Annotated in this window: 15 protein-coding genes and 1 tRNA gene; 5 read left to right on the forward strand and 11 right to left on the reverse strand. The window is 69.1% G+C overall.

The window, feature by feature from the left end:
• Positions 1-30 precede the first annotated feature (30 nt).
• The 4 genes from AC1Q9M_RS10420 to AC1Q9M_RS10435 form a co-directional block, all read right to left on the reverse strand.
• Positions 31-106 (reverse strand) — tRNA-Val (locus AC1Q9M_RS10420).
• Positions 107-128: 22 nt separating this feature from the next.
• Positions 129-401, reverse strand: a complete 273-nt coding sequence (locus tag AC1Q9M_RS10425) for an HU family DNA-binding protein (protein ID WP_066158910.1) — start codon at positions 399-401, stop codon at positions 129-131.
• Positions 402-673: 272 nt separating this feature from the next.
• Positions 674-1768 carry a tartrate dehydrogenase gene (locus AC1Q9M_RS10430; protein WP_382156829.1) on the reverse strand — a complete coding sequence of 365 codons (1095 nt, stop codon included), beginning with the start codon at positions 1766-1768 and terminating at the stop codon, positions 674-676.
• Positions 1765-2661: an alpha/beta fold hydrolase gene (locus AC1Q9M_RS10435; protein ID WP_492433659.1), complete on the reverse strand. Its 897-nt coding sequence runs from the start codon at positions 2659-2661 to the stop codon at positions 1765-1767. Before AC1Q9M_RS10435 ends, AC1Q9M_RS10430 begins: the two co-directional genes overlap by 4 nt.
• A 65-nt stretch (positions 2662-2726) precedes the next feature.
• Here AC1Q9M_RS10435 and AC1Q9M_RS10440 point away from each other — a divergent pair, with 65 nt between their 5' ends.
• Positions 2727-3701 carry a LysR family transcriptional regulator gene (locus AC1Q9M_RS10440; RefSeq protein ID WP_444686880.1) on the forward strand — a complete coding sequence of 325 codons (975 nt, stop codon included), beginning with the start codon at positions 2727-2729 and terminating at the stop codon, positions 3699-3701.
• Here the strand turns inward: AC1Q9M_RS10440 and AC1Q9M_RS10445 are convergent.
• Genes AC1Q9M_RS10445 through AC1Q9M_RS10460 form a run of 4 tightly spaced genes read right to left on the reverse strand, consistent with a single transcriptional unit; the run spans position 3655 to position 8309 of the window.
• A complete protein-coding gene (locus AC1Q9M_RS10445; protein WP_444686881.1) occupies positions 3655-4548 on the reverse strand; it encodes a DMT family transporter in 894 nt (297 codons plus the stop codon). The genes AC1Q9M_RS10440 and AC1Q9M_RS10445 overlap by 47 nt on opposite strands.
• A 9-nt stretch (positions 4549-4557) precedes the next feature.
• A complete protein-coding gene (pgsA, locus tag AC1Q9M_RS10450; RefSeq protein WP_444686882.1) occupies positions 4558-5127 on the reverse strand; it encodes a CDP-diacylglycerol--glycerol-3-phosphate 3-phosphatidyltransferase in 570 nt (189 codons plus the stop codon).
• 47 nt (positions 5128-5174) lie between these two features.
• Complete coding sequence (gene uvrC / locus AC1Q9M_RS10455) at positions 5175-7220, reverse strand: excinuclease ABC subunit UvrC (protein ID WP_492433661.1); 2046 nt, start codon at positions 7218-7220, stop codon at positions 5175-5177.
• Positions 7221-7268: 48 nt separating this feature from the next.
• Positions 7269-8309 (reverse strand): dienelactone hydrolase family protein, encoded by a 1041-nt coding sequence (locus tag AC1Q9M_RS10460; RefSeq protein WP_492433663.1) that lies wholly within the window; start codon positions 8307-8309, stop codon positions 7269-7271.
• 103 nt (positions 8310-8412) lie between these two features.
• Between AC1Q9M_RS10460 and earP the strand changes: the two genes are divergently transcribed.
• The 4 genes from earP to AC1Q9M_RS10480 all read left to right on the forward strand — a co-directional run bounded on the left by earP (position 8413) and on the right by AC1Q9M_RS10480 (position 12006).
• On the forward strand, positions 8413-9498 hold the full coding sequence (gene earP / locus AC1Q9M_RS10465) for an elongation factor P maturation arginine rhamnosyltransferase EarP (protein WP_492433665.1): 1086 nt from the start codon (positions 8413-8415) through the stop codon (positions 9496-9498).
• A 74-nt stretch (positions 9499-9572) separates the two neighbouring features.
• A complete protein-coding gene (efp, locus tag AC1Q9M_RS10470; RefSeq protein ID WP_291116210.1) occupies positions 9573-10127 on the forward strand; it encodes an elongation factor P in 555 nt (184 codons plus the stop codon).
• 88 nt (positions 10128-10215) lie between these two features.
• Positions 10216-11094, forward strand: a complete 879-nt coding sequence (locus AC1Q9M_RS10475; protein ID WP_492433668.1) for an AEC family transporter — start codon at positions 10216-10218, stop codon at positions 11092-11094.
• Positions 11095-11136: 42 nt separating this feature from the next.
• Entirely contained in the window at positions 11137-12006 is an 870-nt protein-coding gene (locus AC1Q9M_RS10480; protein ID WP_382320554.1) for an LOG family protein, read from the forward strand.
• 107 nt (positions 12007-12113) lie between these two features.
• On the opposite strand, the gene AC1Q9M_RS10485 is transcribed toward AC1Q9M_RS10480, so the two are convergent.
• From AC1Q9M_RS10485 to AC1Q9M_RS10495, 3 genes are all read right to left on the reverse strand, one after another.
• Positions 12114-13511, reverse strand: a complete 1398-nt coding sequence (locus AC1Q9M_RS10485; RefSeq protein WP_492434011.1) for an efflux transporter outer membrane subunit — start codon at positions 13509-13511, stop codon at positions 12114-12116.
• A gap of 145 nt (positions 13512-13656) precedes the next feature.
• Positions 13657-16821 (reverse strand): efflux RND transporter permease subunit, encoded by a 3165-nt coding sequence (locus AC1Q9M_RS10490; protein WP_444686885.1) that lies wholly within the window; start codon positions 16819-16821, stop codon positions 13657-13659.
• 12 nt (positions 16822-16833) lie between these two features.
• Positions 16834-18099, reverse strand: coding sequence for an efflux RND transporter periplasmic adaptor subunit (locus tag AC1Q9M_RS10495; protein WP_492433671.1), 1266 nt, complete (start codon positions 18097-18099; stop codon positions 16834-16836).
• Positions 18100-18194: the final 95 nt, after the last annotated feature.

Raw genomic sequence — 18194 nt, forward strand, 5'->3', positions numbered from 1 at the left:
AAGGCGAACCCTGGTTCGCCTTTTCGATGGTGGTGGGTGCTGACGGGGTCGAACCGCCGACCTACGCCTTGTAAGGGCGCCGCTCTACCGACTGAGCTAAGCACCCCACCGGAAATCCGGTGAGCGCTTCAGTTCAGCGCATCCTTGAGTGCCTTGCCCGGGCGGAACTTCGGCACTTTGGCGGCCTTGATTTTAATCTCAGCGCCGGTGCGGGGGTTGCGGCCCTTGCGAGCGGGGCGTTTGGTCACGGCGAAAGAGCCAAAACCGACGAGCGACACAGTGCCACCCTTCTTGAGCGTGGTGCGGATCGCGGTGATGGTGGAGTCCAGTGCACGCGTTGCAGCCGCCTTGGAGATGTCGGCGTGCTTGGCAATGTGTTCGACGAGTTCTGTTTTGTTCACAAATAGCCCCTCTTGAAGGTGAAATGAATGTTCCGTAAGGACAGGTTTTTTCCGAAGACGGCGCGGGCCGCGGGCAAAAAACCCCAATCGCTCTAGACCGCAGGACGATGCCAACACCGTGGCAAACGCTGGGTGATTAGACCCACTGGGCACAACCCCTGTCAATACTGAGGAGCCTGGGCCCGGTGCCTGTCGGCGCAAGAGGCGAGATTCTAGACGCTTTCATCCACCGGATGTCGCGCGCAACAATCTGTCGCAACTCCACCCTTCCTTCACGAGGCCGCGAGCACCCCGGCAATGGCCTGGCCCACGTCGCGCGTGCCGGCCTGGCCCCCCAGGTCGGCGGTGCGCGGGGCACCGCTGCCGGGCTGCAGCACGGCCTCGATGGCCTGCATGATCGCGTCGTGTGCACCACGATGGCCCAGGAAGTCGAGCATCATTGCACCGCACCAAATCTGACCAATCGGGTTCGCGATCCCCTTGCCCGCGATGTCCGGCGCCGAGCCGTGCACCGGCTCGAACAGCGAGGGATGCTGGCGCGTGGGGTTGAGGTTGGCGCTGGGCGCGATGCCGATGGTGCCGGTGCAGGCCGGCCCGAGGTCGCTCAGGATGTCACCGAACAGGTTGCTGCCGACCACCACGTCGAAGAAGTCCGGGCGTTGCACGAAGTGCGCGGTGAGGATGTCGATGTGGAACTTGTCGACCTTCACGTCCGGGTATTCCTTGGCCATCTCGACCACGCGCTCGTCCCAGTAGGGCATGGTGATGGCGATGCCGTTGGACTTGGTGGCGCTGGTCAGGTGCTTCTTGGGGCGCGAGCGCGCGACCTCGAAGGCGTGGCGCAGCACGCGGTCCACGCCGATGCGCGACATCACGGTTTCCTGTACCACGATCTCGCGCTCGGTGCCGGGGAACATGCGCCCGCCGATGCTGGAATATTCACCTTCGGTGTTCTCGCGCACGATCACCATGTCGATCTCGCCGGGCGCGCGCGGGCTGCCGTCGCGGCGCACCACGGGCGCGGTGACGCCGGGCATGAGTCTCGCCGGACGGATGTTGACGTACTGGTCGAACTCGCGGCGGAACATCAGCAGCGAGCCCCAGAGCGACACGTGGTCGGGCACCTTGTCGGGCCAGCCCACCGCACCAAAGTAGATCGCGTCGTGGCCGCCGATCTGGTCCTTCCAGTTGTCGGGCAGCATCTTGCCGTGGCGCTCGTAATAGTCGCAGCTGGAAAAATCGAAGTGGTCGAACTGCAGGTCGATGCCGAACTTCGAGGCCGCGGCCTCCAGCACGCGAATGCCTTCGGGCATGACTTCGGTGCCGATGCCGTCCCCGGCGATGACGGCGATGCGGTGTTTGCTCATGGTTGCTCCTCGGAAGGGGATTGAAAAAAGGACAGGGCTTCGGCAATGAGGCGCTCGGGCGCCTCTTCCGCGATGTAGTGGCCACACGGCAGGGCGTGGCCCGAGACCTTGGCCGCGCGCTCGCGCCACAGCGCGAGCACATCGAAACAGCGCGCCACCGTGCCGTGTTCACCCCACAGCACGCGCAGCGGCTGCGGGAGCCGGCGGTGGGCCGCCACATCGGCGCGGTCGTGATCGAGGTCGATGGTGGCGCTGGCGCGGTAGTCCTCGCAGACCGACTCGGCGGTGCCGGGCAGCGCGGCGCAGCGCTCGTACTCGGCCAGCGCGGCTGGGTCGAACGGCGCCAGGCCCGCGTGGCGGCTGCCCATGACGCTGCGCACATAGCGCGCCGGGTCGGCGCTGATGAGAGCCTCGGGCAGCGGCGGCGGCTGGATCAGGAAGAACCAGTGCCAGTAGGCGCGCGCGAAGGCCTCACCGGTCTGCTCGTACATGGCCAGGGTGGGCGCGATGTCCAGCAGCAGCAGGCGTTTCACCGCCTCGGGGTCGTCGGCGGCCAGGCGGTGCGCCACGCGCGCGCCCCGATCGTGCGCCAGCACATCGAAACGCTCGAAGCCGTGGTGCGCCATGGCGGCGATGGCGTCGAGCGCCATCTCGCGCTTGCTGTGCGCGAGGTGCCCCGCGTCGGCGGCGGGCCGCGCGGAATCGCCGTAGCCGCGCAGGTCCATCAGCACCAAGGTGAAGTGCCGGGCCAGGGTGGGCGCCACGCGGTGCCACATGGCCATGCTCTGCGGGTGGCCGTGCAACAGCAGCAAGGGCGGCCCTTCCCCGCCGATGCGGGTGTGCAGGGCGACGCCATCGCGGTGCACGGTGTGGGGGAGGAATCCGTTCAACATGGGCGCCAGCATAGCCCGCATTGCGGCAATAATCCGGCAATTGATTCATTCCCAAAAGGAAACAATTGGACCGCCCCGATCTGGAACTCGTGCTCGCCGTCCGCCAGCATGGCAGCCTGGTGATGGCCGCGCGCGCGCTGCGCGTGGCGCCCTCGGTGGTCACCAAGCGCCTGGCCGCGCTCGAAGCCCGCCTGGGCCTGCGGCTGTTCCAGCGCACCACGCGGCGCGTGAGCCCCACGGCCGAGGGCGACACGCTGTGCGAGCGCGCGGTGCAGCTGCTGCGCGCCTTCGACGAGGTGGAGGCCGAGTTGCGCGAGCGCCAGGCCGAGCCCGCCGGCCCGATCCGGCTCGCGGCCACCTTCGGCTTCGGCCGGCTCTGGCTCGGGCCCGCGCTGGCCGAGTTCCAGGCGCGCCACGCCGGCATTCAGGTGCAGTTGCAGCTGACCGAGCAGTTGCCCGATCTCGCGGTGGAAGGCTTCGACGGCGCCATCTGGCTGTGGAACGCCCCCACCGAGCGCGCGGCCGAGTGGGTGTCGCGCCGCCTGGCGGCCAACCAGCGCGTGCTGGTGGCCTCGCCCGCCTACCTCGAGCGCCACGGTGCGCCTCGCAGCCTGCAAGAACTGCAACAACACGCCTGCCTGGTGGTGCGCGAGAACGGCGGCGGACCGGGCCAGCGCTTCGACCACTGGCGCCTGCAGCGCGCGTCGGACGCGCAGGTGCAGCACGTGCCGGTGAGCGGCCCGCTGTCGAGCAACTCGGGTGAGCTGGTGCGCGACTGGTGCCTGGCGGGCCACGGCCTCATGTTGCGCAGCCTGTGGGACATCGCGCCGCAGATCGCCAGCGGTGAGCTGGTGCGCGTGCTGCCCAGTTACGCCATGCCCGACGCCGACATCCACTGGCTGGCGCCGTACCGGCCGCAGACGCCGCGCCGCATCCGCCTGCTGGTGGACTTTCTGGTGGAGAGCTTCCGCAAGGAGCCCTGGAAAAAACGCGTCAGCGCGACGAAGAGCGCACCACCAGCGCCACGCCAAAAGCGGTGAGCGCGGTGCCGGCCAGGGTGACGGCCGTGATGGGTTCGGCGAACAGCAGCCAGGCGATGAGCGCGGTGCACGGTGGCACCAGGTACATCAGGCTGGTGACCGAGGCGGCCGCGCCGCGCTGGATCAGCAGGTAGAGCAGCGAACTGCCGCCCAGCGTGAGGCCCAGCACCGACCAGGCCATGGCGCCGATGAGTTCGCCGTTCCAGTCCATCAGCTCGGCTTCCAGCAGCGTGAGCGGCAGGGTCACCAGCAGCGCCGCGAGCAGTTGCACCGCGTTGGCGGTGCGCACGTCGCAGGCGGCCACGAAGCGCTTCTGGTACAGCGTGCCCACGGTGATGGCGATCAGGGCCATCACGGCAAAAGAGAGGTTGAGCCAGTTGGCCTGATCGCCCGGCCCGCCCGAGCCGAACTTGCGCGAGACCACCAGCACCAGGCCGGCGAAGCCCAGCACCAGGCCCAGCCACTGGCGTTTGGACACCTTGGAGCCGGTGCCCGAGAGCCAGATGGCGGTGAGCACCGGCTGCAGGCCGACGATGAGCGAGGACAGGCCCGAGCCCATGCCGGCCTTCACCGCCGCCCACACGCCGCCGAGGTAACCCGCGTGCATGAGCACGCCGGTGACCGCGAGGTGAAACCACTGGGTGCGGTTGCTCGGCCACTTCACACCGGCCAGGAAGATCCAGGGCAGGAAACACGCGATGGACAGCGCGTAGCGCACGGCGAGGAACTTCATCGGCGGCGCGTGCGGCATGCCGTAGCGCGCCACGATGAAGCCCGTGCTCCAGATCAGCACGAACACCCAGGGCATGGCGCGCAGCCATGCGTTGTCTTGCGCCGGGGAATTCATGGCGGAGCCTCAGCGCGACTTGGCGCGGATCTCGGGAATGGCCTTCTGCAGGTAATACACCATGGACCAGATGGTCAGCACGGCGGATATCCAGATCAGCCAGGTGCCCCACAGCTGCGTGTCGATCATGCCGAACAGCGTGCCGTGGAACAGCAGGAAGGGAATCGCCACCATCTGCACGGTGGTCTTGACCTTGCCGATCATGTGCACGGCCACGCTCTTGGTCGCGCCGATGATGGCCATCCACTCGCGCAGCGACGAAATGGCGATCTCGCGGCCGATGATGATGAGGGCCACGAACACGTCGGCGCGGTCCAGGTGCACCAGCACCAGCAGGCTGGCGCACACCAGGAACTTGTCGGCCACCGGGTCGAGGAAGGCGCCGAAGGCCGAGGTCTGGTTGAGTTTGCGGGCCAGGTAACCGTCGGCCCAGTCGGTCAGCGCGAACACGATGAACAGCACCGTGGCGATCAGGTTCTGCTGGGCCGGGCTGAGGTTCTCCAGATAGAACACCCCCACGATCAGCGGGATGGCGACGATGCGGGCCCAGGTGAGCAGGGTGGGGAGGTTGAAGAACATGGGCCGATTATGCGTTGGCAACCCGGAAACCGCAGCAGGCGGGCTCTTCAGTGCAAGGCGCGGTAGATCGCGTCCGCCAGCTCGGGGGAGATGCCTTCCACCGTGCTCAGGTCTTCCACGCTGGCCGAGGCCACGCCGCGCACCCCGCCGAAGCGCTGCAGCAGGCGCGCGCGCTTCTTGGGGCCGACGCCGGGAATGTCCTCCAGCCTGCTGCCGCCGGTGCGCACCTTGGCGCGCTGCGCGCGCATGCCGGTGATGGCGAAGCGGTGGGCCTCGTCGCGGATCTGCGCCACCAGCATGAGCGCGGCGGAGTCGTGGCCGAGGTAGACCTTCTCGCGGCCGTCGGCGAACACCAGTTCCTCCAGGCCGACCTTGCGGCCCTCGCCCTTTTCCACGCCGACGATGAGCGACAGGTCCAGGCCGAGCTGCTCGAAGACCTCGCGCGCCATGCTGACCTGGCCCTTGCCGCCGTCGACCAGCACCAGGTCGGGCATGCGCGGGCCGGCCACGGACTCGACCGTGGGCTCGGTGGCCAGCGCCTCGTCCGGCGCGTCGGCGGCCACCGCGGCCTCGGTGGGCGGGAGGGCGGGCGCGCCCTCTTCCGCCCGCAGGGCCTCGGCGATGCGGCCGTAGCGGCGCAGCAGCACCTGGCGCATGGCGGCGTAGTCGTCGCCCGGGGTGATGCCCTCGATCTTGTAGCGGCGGTACTGGCTGTTCTGCATCTTGTGGCCTTCGAACACCACGCAGGACGCCTGGGTGGATTCACCCGCGGTGTGCGAGATGTCGAAGCATTCGATGCGCAGCGTGTCGAGCTGGTCGTCGGGCAGGTTCAGCGCATCGGCCAGCGCGCGCGTGCGGGCCTGCTGGCTGCCTTCTTCGGCCAGCAGGCGCGCGAGCGCGATGTCGGCGTTCTTCTGCGCCATCTCCAGCCAGATGCGGCGGTGCTCGCGCGGGTGGTGCACGGCGTTCACCTTGGCGCCGATCTGCTCGGTCAGCGCGTCCAGCAGCGGCTTGCCCACCGCGTGGCTGGTCACCAGCGTGTGCGGCATGGCCACGCCCAGGTAGTGCTGCGCGATGAAGGCCTCCAGCACCTGCACGGCCACGCGCTCGGCGGGGTCCGCCGGCTTGGGGGCTTCACCGCCCTCCTCGGCCAGCGCGTTGTCGATGGCGGTGGCGTCGTCCACGTGGGCGGGGAAATACGGCCGGTCGCCCAGGTGGCGGCCGCCGCGGATCATCGCGAGGTTCACGCAGGCCCGCCCGCCGTGCACCTTCACCGCGAGCACGTCCACGTCCTTGTCCGACACGGTGTCCATGGCCTGCTGGTGCAGCACGCGCGAGAGCGCGCTCATCTGGTTGCGGATCTCGGCGGCCTGTTCGAACTCCAGCTTCTCGGCGTGCGCGAGCATGCGCTGCTCCAGCGTGTCGAGCACGGCCTGGGTCTCGCCGCGCAGGAAGCGCTCGGCGTCGCGCACGTCCTGCGCATAGGCCTCGTGGTCGATCAGATCCACGCAGGGGCCGCTGCAGCGCTTGATCTGGTACAGCAGGCAGGGCCGCGTGCGGTTGGCGAACACCGTGTCCTCGCAGGTGCGCAGGCGGAACACCTTCTGCAGCAGGGTGATGGATTCCTTCACCGCCCAGGCGCTGGGGTACGGGCCGTAGTAGCTGTGGCGGCGGTCGACCACGCCCCGGTAGTACGCCATGCGCGGAAACGCGAGCGAGGGCGAGGGCAGGCGGGCCGAGGGCTTGAACACCTCGCGCGTGCCGGTGATCTTGAGGTAGGGGTAGCTCTTGTCGTCGCGGAACAGGATGTTGAACTTGGGGTTCAACGTCTTGATGAGGTTGTTTTCCAGCAGCAGCGCCTCGGCCTCGGAGCGCACCACGGTGGTCTCCATGCGCACGATCTTGCCGACCATGTGGCCGATGCGCGTGCCGTCGTGGTTCTTCTGGAAATAGCTCGACACGCGCTTCTTGAGGTTGCGCGCCTTGCCCACGTAGAGCAGCTGCCCCTGGGCGTCGAAGTAGCGGTACACGCCGGGCAGGCCCGGCAGTGCGGCCACCTCGCTGAGCAGTTGTTCGGAATGCGTGTCGGACATGGGCGCGTATTGTGGCCCGTCCCCGCCAGCCCCGCCGGCGTGCGGGCCTCAGCGCGAGCCGAGCGTCTTGCGGAAGAAGGCCAGGATGGCCTGCGCGGCCTTGTCGCGCGCGGCGCGGTCGCCCTGCACGTGGGCGCCAATGGCGCTGCACGACTGCCGCGTGAGCGCCTGCAAGGCCTCGCCGCTCACGCGCTGGCCGGTGTTGCGGTCGTAGGTGGCCAGCGTGTCGATGTCGAGCTCCAACGGGCAGGTTTCCAGCGTGCGCTGCGCGCCGCGCACGTTGAGGCGGCGCGTGTCGTCCTGGTCGAACTTGTGCATCGCGCCATCGAGGGTGACGAACTCCACCGGCGTGCCGGCCTTGCCGATGCGATCGGCGTAGTCGCGGCAGGCGCCGATGGTCGTGTAGTCGTCCGCATCGCCGTGCACCCACAGCATGGGCGCCTTGGTGGTGAACACGCCGGGCTTGACCATCAGGCGGAACGCGCCCACGCAGCCGCCCGAATACATCGGCACGTGGGCGGCGAAACGCAGGTTGTCGGGCAGCTTCTGCGCCGCCGCGATGCGCTCGACCGCCGTGCGCCAGGTGGTGATGCCCCCGCGTGAGAACCCCATGATGGCGATGCGCGCCGGGTCCACGCGGGGGTGGCTGGCCACCAGCCGGAGCGCGGCGAAGGCGTCGGCGGTGTCGGCGGCGAAGGGCACCTGCGACTGGTCCTCCGCCGTGCTCTTGACGCCCCGGGGCCCGAAGGAATCCACCGCCAGCACGGCGATGCCCGCGGCGTTGAACTGCCTGGGCCAGAAGTCGAGCATGGCGTCGTAGAGGCCGCCCGAGCCGTGGATCAGGATCACGGCGGGCCCACGTTCCGTGCCGGCGGGCAGGAACCAGTGCCCCACCGGCTGCGCCGGCTCGCCCTGCCCCGGGCCCTTGAGCAGGTCCGGCAGGCTGCGCGGGGTGCTGCTGGCGAAGGCATAGCGGCCGGTGGGAGGGCCGGCGCTCATGTCGGCGATGAGGTCCTGCGCGGCCAGCAGGGGAGACAGGAGCACCAGGAGCAGTGCGGCCAGCCAGGGGGTGAAGCGTCGCAAGGCCATGGTGCGGGTCTCCGCGCCTTCAGCGACCCAGCGGGCCCGGCCTGCAGCGCCCGCAAACTGTAGCCCGGCCAGCGGGCGCCGCCAAGCCCCGACAATGGCGCCCATGCGCTGGGACATTTTCTGCAGGGTGATCGACAACTTCGGCGACGTGGGCGTCTGCTGGCGGCTCTCGGCCGAGCTGGCCCGCCGGGGCGAACAGGTGCGCCTGTGGCTGGACGACCCGCAGGCCCTGGCCTGGATGGCGCCCGGCGCGCTGCAAGGCAGCGTGCCGAACATCGAGGTGCGGACCTGGACCTCGCCCCTGCCCGCCGGCCAGGCCGACCCGCAGCCGCCGGCCGACGTGTGGATCGAGGCCTTCGGCTGCGAACCCCCGGCCGAGTGCATCGAGGCCCTGGCCGCCCGCGTGGCCGGTGGCGCGCGCGCGCCGGTGTGGATCAACCTGGAATACCTCAGCGCCGAGTCCTATGTGGAGCGTTCGCACCGCCTGCCCTCGCCGGTCATGAGCGGGCCGGCGCGCGGGCTCGGCAAATGGTTCTTCTACCCCGGCTTCACCGCGCGCACGGGCGGTCTGCTGCGCGAGCCCGATCTGCTGGCGCGCCAGGCCGCGTTCGACGCCGAGGCCTGGCTGGCCGAACTGCGGCTGCCGGTGCGCCCCGCCGCCCGCCGGGTCAGCCTGTTCTGTTACGAACCCGCCGCCCTGCCCGCCGTGCTGCGGCAGGCGGGGCAGGACGCGGCGCCCAGCGACTGGCTGGTCACCCCGGGGCGGGCCTGGCAGGCCGTGCAGCAGACGGCCCCGCCCGGCCCGGGCTGCCGGCTGCACGCCCTGCCCCTGCTGAGCCAGCGCGATTTCGACCACCTGCTCTGGGCCTGCGACCTCAACTTCGTGCGTGGCGAGGATTCGCTGGCCCGCGCCCTCTGGGCCGGCCACCCCTTCGTCTGGCACATCTACCCCCAGCACGACGGCGCGCACCACGCCAAGCTGGAGGCGTTTCTGGACTGGCTGCAGGCACCGCCCTCGCTGCGCGCCTTCCACCTGGCGTGGAACGGCATCGGCCCGCAGGCGGCCGTCTGGCCGGATGCCGGCACCCTGGCAAGCTGGCACGGCTGCGCCCGGGCGGCGCGCGAACGCCTGCTGGCCCAGGCCGACCTGTGCAGCCAGCTGGTCCGTTTCGCACTGGAAAAGCGATAAAATTCGAGGCTTTGCGGAAAACCGGGCCGGATTCGATCCCACGCACCATTCCGCGCCCAACCGTTGGAATCCCTATGAAAATCGCTCAAGAACTCCGCGCCGGCAACGTCATCATGCACGGCAAGGACCCGATGATCGTCCTCAAGACGGAATACAGCCGTGGCGGCCGTGGCGCCGCCACCGTGCGTCTGAAGCTCAAGGCCCTGTTGAACAACATGGCCACCGAAGTCGTCTGCAAGGCCGACGACAAGATGGACCAGATCATCCTGGACAAGAAGGAGTGCACCTACTCCTACTTCGCCGACCCGATGTACGTCTGCATGGACGCCGAGTACAACCAGTACGAAGTGGAAGCCGAGAACATGGGCGACGCCCTGAACTACCTCGAAGACGGCATGACCGTCGAAGTGGTGTTCTACGACGGCAAGGCCATCTCGGTCGAACTGCCCACCAGCGTCGAGCGCGAAATCACCTGGACCGAGCCGGCCGTCAAGGGCGACACCTCGGGCAAGGTGCTCAAGCCGGCCAAGATCGCCACCGGTTTCGAAATCTCCGTGCCGCTGTTCGTGGCCCAGGGCGACCGCATCGAAATCGACACGCGCACCGGCGAATACCGCAAGCGCGTCTGAGCGTTTGACGCCCACGACCCACCCTTGAAGAGGCTCCTGCGGGAGCCTTTTCACTTTCCGGCCTCCGCACGCTGCCCCCTCCCTCCGCATGGACCTGATCGCCCGCATCGCCGACGTCATCATCCCGGTGTTCCTGATCGTAGCCGTCGGCTTCGCTTACGCGCGCCGGCAGGCGCCCGACATGGGCACCTTCAACCGCATCGCGCTCGACGTGCTCGCGCCCATGCTGGTGTACTCGGCGCTCGCGTCGCGCGACTTCGTCATCGCCGAGCACCTGGTCCTGCTGGTGGGGGGCGCGGTGATCATCCTGGGCGGCGGCCTGCTGGCCTGGGCCCTGTCTCGGGCCTCGGGCGCGCAGCCGCGCACCCTGGTGCCGGTGGTGATGTTCAACAACTGCGGCAACATGGGCCTGCCCCTGGCGCTGCTGGCCTTCGGCCCGGCCCACTTCGGCGCGGCCGTGGCGCTGTTCTCGGTCAGCAACCTGCTGCACTTCTCGCTCGGCGCGCGCATCACCAGCCGCATGGCGCGCACGCGCGACCTGCTCACCAGCCCGCTGATGATCGGCACGGCGCTCGGCTTCGCGAGCGCCCTGACCGATGTGCGCCCGCCCGACGTGGTGCTCTCCGGCCTGAAGCTGCTGGGCGACGCGCTGCTGCCCATGATGCTGTTCTCCCTGGGCGTGCGCCTGACCGCGCTGACCCGCGAGGGCCTGGCGATCGGCCTGCTCGGCGCGCTGGCGCGCCCTCTCATCGGCCTGGCCATCGCCCTGCCGCTGGCCTGGGCGCTCGACCTGGAAGGTGCGGCGCGTGGCCAGCTGCTGCTGTTCGCCGCCTTGCCTCCCGCCGTGATGCAGTTCATGCTGGCCGACCGTTACCACCAGGAGCCCGACAAGGTCGGTGCCATGATCATGCTGGGCAACGCGCTGGCCGTGGTCTTCGTGCCGCTGGCCCTGGCGCTCGCCCTGTGAGCGGCATCATCCGAATCACACGACAAACGAAGGAATCCCACCATGGCAGCCCCCCAAGACCTCAATGAACGCCGCCTGGCCGATGCCTGGGCCGAACTCCAGACCCACGCCAACGAAGGACTGCCCCTGCAGGCCGACGCCTACCGCCTGGCGTTCGCCGACCCCGAATTCCTGCTGCGGCGCGAGACGCGCGGCATCCGCCTGCAACTCGAGATGCTCAAGCCCGACCTCGCCCAGCGCGAAGCGGGCATCGAGAACACCATCGTCGTGTATGGCAGCGCGCGCTTTCGCGAAGCCAGCGAGGCGCAGGAGCAGCTGGTGCGCGCCGAGCGCAGCGGCGACGCGCGCGAGATCGCGCGCGCGCAGGCCATGGTGCGCAACGCGCACTACTACGACAAGGCGCGCGAGTTCGCGCGCATCGTGGCCCGCTACAGCTCGAGATGCGCGAAGGCCGAGCAGCTCTTCATCTGCACCGGTGGTGGCCCCGGCATCATGGAAGCGGCCAACCGCGGCGCGCACGATGAAGGCGCGCCCACCGTGGGCCTGAACATCGCGCTGCCGCACGAACAGGCCGCCAACCCCTACGTTTCACCCGAGCTGAGCTTCAAGTTCCATTACTTCGCGCTGCGCAAGATGCACTTCATGATGCGCGCCAAGGCCCTGCTGGCCTTCCCCGGCGGCTTCGGCACGCTCGACGAGCTGTTCGAGGTGATCACGCTGGTGCAATGCAAGAAGTCCAAGCCGGTGCCGATCCTGCTGTTCGGATCGGACTACTGGAAGCGGCTGATCAACCTCGACGTGCTGGTCGAGGAAGGCACGATCTCGCCCGAGGACCTGAACCTGTTCAAGTACGTGGACGATCCGCAGACGGCGTGGGAGCACATCCTGCGCTTCTACGACTTGAAAGCCTGACTCACGGCGCGCGAGGCGCGTCTGCCAGAAACGCCGAGGAACCGGCTTCGCCGGGCCTCAGGCATTGTCCCCCTTCCAGGGGGAAGCCGCGTCAGCGGCGCAGGGGGTCACTCCTGCTGCCAGCCGCCGCCCAGGGCCTTGTACAGGTTCACCTGGTTCTGCTGTTGTGCCAGGCGCGTCTGCGCCAGCGCCTGCTGCGTGGCGAACAGCGAGCGCTGTGCGTCCAGCACGTCCAGGAAGCTCGCCACGCCATTGCGGTAGCGCAGCTCGGCCAGGCGGAAACGTTCGGCTTCGGCCGTGGCCTGCACCTGCTGCGCGCTGAGCTGGTCGCCCAGCGTCGCACTGCCGGCCAGCGCATCGGCCACTTCGCGGAACGCGGTCTGGATCGCCTTTTCGTACTGGGCCACCGCGATGTCGCGCCCGGCGTTGGACGAGTCCAGATTGGCGCGGTTGCGCCCCGCATCGAAGATCGGCAGCAAGGCCTGCGGCGCCATCGTGAAGCCCCAGGAGCCGTCTTTGAACAGGCCCGAGAGGCTGCTGCTGGCCGTGCCCGCCGTCGCGGTGAGCGAGATGCGCGGGAAGAACGCGGCGCGCGCGGCGCCGATGTTGGCGTTGGCGGCGATCAGCTGCTGCTCGGCCTGGCGGATGTCCGGGCGGCGCGTGAGCAGGTCCGACGGCAGGCCGGCCGGCACGTCGCGCAGCATGGACGCGGCAGGCACGGGCGCGGTCGGCACGACCACCTCGTTGGCATTGGCGCTCTGCGCGGGCACGGTCGGCGGCACGGGCAGCAGTTCGGCCGGCGGCGCCTGGCCCACCAGCAGCGTGAGGGCGTTGATGTCCAGCGCGCGCAGGCGGCGCTGCTGCGCCAGCGCGGACTGGGCCGCGGCGGTCAGCGACTCGGCCTGGCGCAGGTCCAGCGCGGAGGTGGCGCCGTTGTCGAAGCGCAGCTTGCTCAGGCGCAGCGAGTCCTCGCGCGTGGCCACGGTGCGCTCGGTCAGCACCAGCAGCTCGTCGTTGGCCTGCAGGCTCAGCCAGGTGCTGGCGACAGCCGCCACCAGGCTGGTCTGCGCGGCGTGGCGCGCTTCCTGGCTCGCGAGGTACTGGGCCAGGGCCGCTTCCTTCAACGCACCAAGGCGGCCGAAGAAATCGATCTCCCAGCTGCTCAGGGCCAGGCCCACGCTGTAGACGCTGGTGATGCCACCATTGCCGTCGGGCTGGCGGTTGCCGGTGGCGGCCAGGCCGATGGTCGGGAACTGGTCGGCGCGGCGGATCTGGTACTGCGCGCGCACCTGCTCGATGTTGAGCGTGGCCACGCGCAGGTCGCGGTTGTTCTTCAGCGCCAGCGCGATCAGCTCGCGCAGCTTGGCGTCACCGATGAACTCGCGCCAGGCGACGTCAGCGCCCGACTTGGCATCGGTCGCCGCCGCGGGCTGCGGGCCAGGAAACTGCGAGGCCACCGGCGCCTCAGGACGCTCGTACTTCGGAATGAACGAACAAGCCGACATCGCGGCAACGGCCAACAACGTCAAGCCGAGGCGCGACAAGCGCCGAGGCGAAACATCCAGGGCATCGGCGGAACTGGCTTCGCCAGGCCGCACGGTGCGCCCCCTGAAGGGGGTGCCGCCGAAGGCGGCGCGGGGGTGGGCATTCTTAAACATCGATTTGCACTCCTGGGCCATGGTGGGCGGCCGCTTGTTCGGCATCCCGCTGGTGCTGGCGTTCGCTGCCCTTGAACAGGGTGCGAACCACCACAAAGAAGATCGGCACGAAGATCACCGCCAGCACGGTGCCGGTGATCATGCCGCCGATCACGCCGGTGCCGATGGCGCGCTGGCTGGCCGAGCCGGCGCCCGAGGCGATCGCCAGCGGCAGCACACCGAGCGTGAAGGCCATCGAGGTCATGATGATGGGGCGGAACCGGATGTGGGCCGCTTCCAGCGCCGCCGCGATCACGCTCTTGCCCTGCGCCTGCAGGTCCTTGGCGAACTCGATGATCAGAATCGCGTTCTTCGCCGAGAGGCCGATGATGGTGATCAGCCCCACCTGAAAGTACACGTCGTTCGAGTAGTCGCGCATCAACGTCGCCAGCAGCACCCCGAGCACGCCCAGCGGCACCACCAGAATCACCGACAGCGGAATGGTCCAGCTCTCGTACAGCGCGGCCAGGCAGAGGAACACGGCCAGGATGGCGAAGGCGTACAGGATGACCGCCTGCGAGCCGGCGAGCTTTTCCTCGCGCGTCTGGCCGGTCCACTCGTAGCCGATGCCTTGCGGCAACTGGGCCGCGAGCTTCTCCATCTCGGCGATGGCCGCACCCGTGCTCATGCCGGGGGCGGCGCTGCCGCTGATGCGCACGGATGGGTAGCCGTTGTAGCGCACCGTCTGCATCGGGCCGGTGATCCATTTCGTGGTGGCGAAGGCCGACAGCGGCACCGCCTGGCCCTTGTTGTTCACCACGTTCAGGCGCAGCAGGTCTTCCGGTTGCATGCGGGCGGGCGCGTCGGCCTGCACCACCACGCGCTGCAGGCGGCCGGCGTTGGGGAAGTCGTTGACGTAGCTCGAACCGAGCGAGGTGCCGATGGCGGCATTGATCACGTCGAAGCCCACGCCCAGGGCGTTGGCCTTGTCGCGGTCGATGTCGATCTGCAGCTGCGGCGCGTCTTCCAGGCCGTCCGGGCGCACCTGGGTGATCACCTTGCTCTGCGAGGCCATGCCCAGCAGCTGGTTGCGCGCGCTCATCAGCGCGTCGCGGCCCAGACCGCCCCGGTCCTGCAGACGGAAGCTGAAGCCGGACGAGGCCCCCAGTTCGGGAATGGGTGGCGGGCTCAGCGGGTAGATGAACGCGTCGCGGATGCTCGAGAGCGCGCCGAAGGCCCGCCCGGCCACCGCCTCGGCCGAACTGCCGGGCGCGGTGCGCTCGGCCCAGTCCTTGAGCGTCACGAAGGCCAGCGCCGCGTTCTGCCCCTGACCGGAGAAGCTGAAGCCCAGCACGCCGACCATGCTTTCCACCTCGGGCTGCTGCAGGATGAAACCTTCCACCTGCTTCATCACATCCAGCGTGCGCTCCTGCGTGGCGCCCGGCGGCAGCTGCACGTTCACCAGCAGCGTGCCCTGGTCTTCATTGGGCAGGAACGACGTCGGCAGGCGCATGTAGACCACGGCGGCGGCGGCGATGATGGCCACGTAGATGATCAGCGTGCGACCGGCGCGCGGCAGCAGCGCGGCCACGCCACGTTCGTAGCGTTTGGCGGTGCGAGAGAAGCCGCGGTTGAACCAGCCGAAGAAGCCCGTCTTCTCGTGGTGGTGGCCGGCCTCGACCGGCTTGAGCAGGGTCGCGCACAGCGCGGGCGTGAGCGACAGGGCCAGGAAGGCCGAGAACGCGATCGACACGCCCATCACCGCCGAGAACTGGCGGTAGATGTTGCCCACCGAGCCAGCGAAGAACGCCAGCGGCACGAACACCGAGATCAGCACCACGGTCACACCGACGATGGCGCCGGAGATCTGCGACATCGCCTTGCGGGTTGCCTGCAGGGGCGGCAGCCCCTCCTCGCTCATGATGCGCTCGACGTTCTCCACCACCACGATGGCGTCGTCCACCACGATGCCGATCACCAGCACCATGCCGAACATGGTCAGCACGTTGATGGAGAAGCCCATGGCCAGCAAGGCGCCGAACGTGCCCAGCAGGGCCACCGGCACGACGATGGTCGGGATGATGGTGTAGCGGATGTTCTGCAGGAACAGGAACATCACCAGGAACACCAGCAGCATGGCTTCGCCCAGGGTCTGGGCCACCTGCGTGATGGAGATCTTCACGAAGCGCGAGCTGTCGTAGGGGATCGACCATTTCATGCCGGTGGGGAAGAAGCGCTCGAGTTCGTGCATCTTGGTGCGCACCGCCTCGGCCGTGGCCAGGGCGTTGCCGCTGGGCGAGAGCTGCACACCGACACCGACCGCGGGCTTGCCGCTCAGGCGCGCCGACGTGGCGTAGGCCTGGCCGCCGAGTTCGATGCGGGCCACGTCCTTGAGGCGCACGGTGGCGCCGTCGGCGCTGGCGCGCAGCACGATGTTGCCGAACTGCTCGACGCTGCCAAGCTGGCCGTTGACCACCACGGTGGCCGCGATGCTCTGGCCGGCCACGTTGGGCAGCGCACCGATCTCACCAGCCGAGACCTGCGCGTTCTGCGCGCGGATGGCGTTGTTGACGTCGGACGCGCTCAGATTGAAGCCGAGCAGCTTGGCCGGGTCGATCCAGATGCGCATGGCGCGCTCGGAACCGAACAGCTGGGCCTGGCCCACACCGGGCAGGCGCTGCAGCTCGGGCACCACGCTGCGCGCGGCATAGTCGCCCAGCGCCACGGGGTCCAGCGCCGGATCGTCGCTCGAGAGCATGGCGAACAGCAGGAAGTTGCTGTTGGACTTGTCCACCCGCACACCCTGCTGCGTCACCGCCGCCGGCAGGCGCGGCGTGGCCCGGGACAAGCGGTTCTGCACGTCCACCTGCGCCAGTTCCGGGTCGGTGCCGGTCTCGAAGCTCAGCGTGATGCTGCCGCTGCCATCGGCCTGCGCGACCGATTCCATGTAGATCAGGCCGGGCGCGCCGTTCATCTCGCGCTCGATCACCGACAGCACGCTGTCTTCCAGCGTGGCGGCCGAGGCACCGGGGTAGGCGGTGTTGATGACGATGGCCGGCGGGGCCACCGGCGGGTACTGCGCGATCGGCAGCTGCGTGATCGACACGCCGCCGATCACCATGATGAAGAGCGCGATCACCCACGCGAAGATGGGTCGGTCAATGAAGAATTTCGCCATGTCGGGCGCTCCTTACTTCGCGGCCTCGGGCGCCGGGGCCGCCGGGGCGGCCGGTGCACTGCCGGGCGCCTGCCAGGGCACGGCCTTCACGGGCGTGCCAGGCGGCATCATCTGGAGCTTCTGGAAGCCGTCGACCATGATCTGCTCGCCGGCCTTCACGCCGTCGAGGATGACCCACTGGCCGTTCTGCTGCCCGCCCACCTTGACCTGGCGAGGAGCGATCTTGCCGTCGGCGCCAACCACCGAGACGGTGTCGCCTTGAGCCGAGCGCGTCACCGCCTGTTGCGGCAGCGTGATCGCATTGCCGGCCTTGGCCTGCTCCAGGCGCACGCGCACGTACAGGCCCGGCAGCAGCGTGCCCTTGGGGTTGGGCACTTCGGCGCGCAGCGTCACCTGGCCGGTGGCGCTGTCCACCGTCAGGTCGGCGAACAGCAGGCGGCCGGGTTGTTCGTACACGGTGCCGTCTTCCAGTACCACCTGCACGGCAGCGGCTTGCGAGCCCGCGCCCTTGAGCTGGCCGTTGTCCATGGCCTTGCGCAGTTTGAAGACCTCGGCGGCGGACTGCGTGAAGTTCACGTACATGGGGTTGATCTGCTGGATCACCGCCAGCTGCGTGGCCTCGCCCTGCCCGACCAGCGCACCTTCGGTCACCAGCGCGCGGCCGATGCGGCCCGAAATGGGCGCCGTCACACGGGCATAGCCCAGGTTGATGTTGGCGGTCTGCACGGCCGCCTTGCCGGCCGCGACGTCGGCCTCGGCCTGCTTCTGGGACGCGACGGCCGAGGCGTATTCCTGCTGGCTGATGGCGTTTTCCTTCACCAGCGGAGCGTAGCGCTCGGCCAGCGCCGTGGCCTGCGTGAGGTTGGCCTGCGAGCGCGCCAGGCTGGCCTGGGCGCTTTGCAGGGCGGCCGAGTACGGCGCGGGATCGATGCGGAACAGGGGCTGGCCTGCCTTCACGTCGCTGCCCTCGCGGAACAGGCGCTCCTGCAGGATGCCGGCCGCGCGGGCCCGCACCTGCGCCACGCGCGACGCTTCCAGGCGGCCTGGCAGTTCGGTCGTCAGGCCCACGTCGCCGGGGGCGACCGTGACCACGCCCACTTCGGGGGCCGGCATGCCACCACCCGGGGCGGCAGCCTGCGGGGGAGCGGATTCGCCGCAGGCGGCCAGCACCGCGGCCAACGCGAGGACGGACAAGCCACGCCACAACGGGGCCGGGGGCAAGGGGGCGAACCGGGTGCGAAAAAGGGGCACTGACTTGATAAGGCTCAAGGCGGGCATGGGAGTCCTTGGGTATGAAAGAGGGATGGCGCGCAACGGCAGGGAATACCCTGACGGGTTGTGCTGTCGCAAAACGGCGAAGTATACATACATAC

It is taken from the genome of Hydrogenophaga sp. GW823-FHT04C09 (assembly GCF_058796355.1).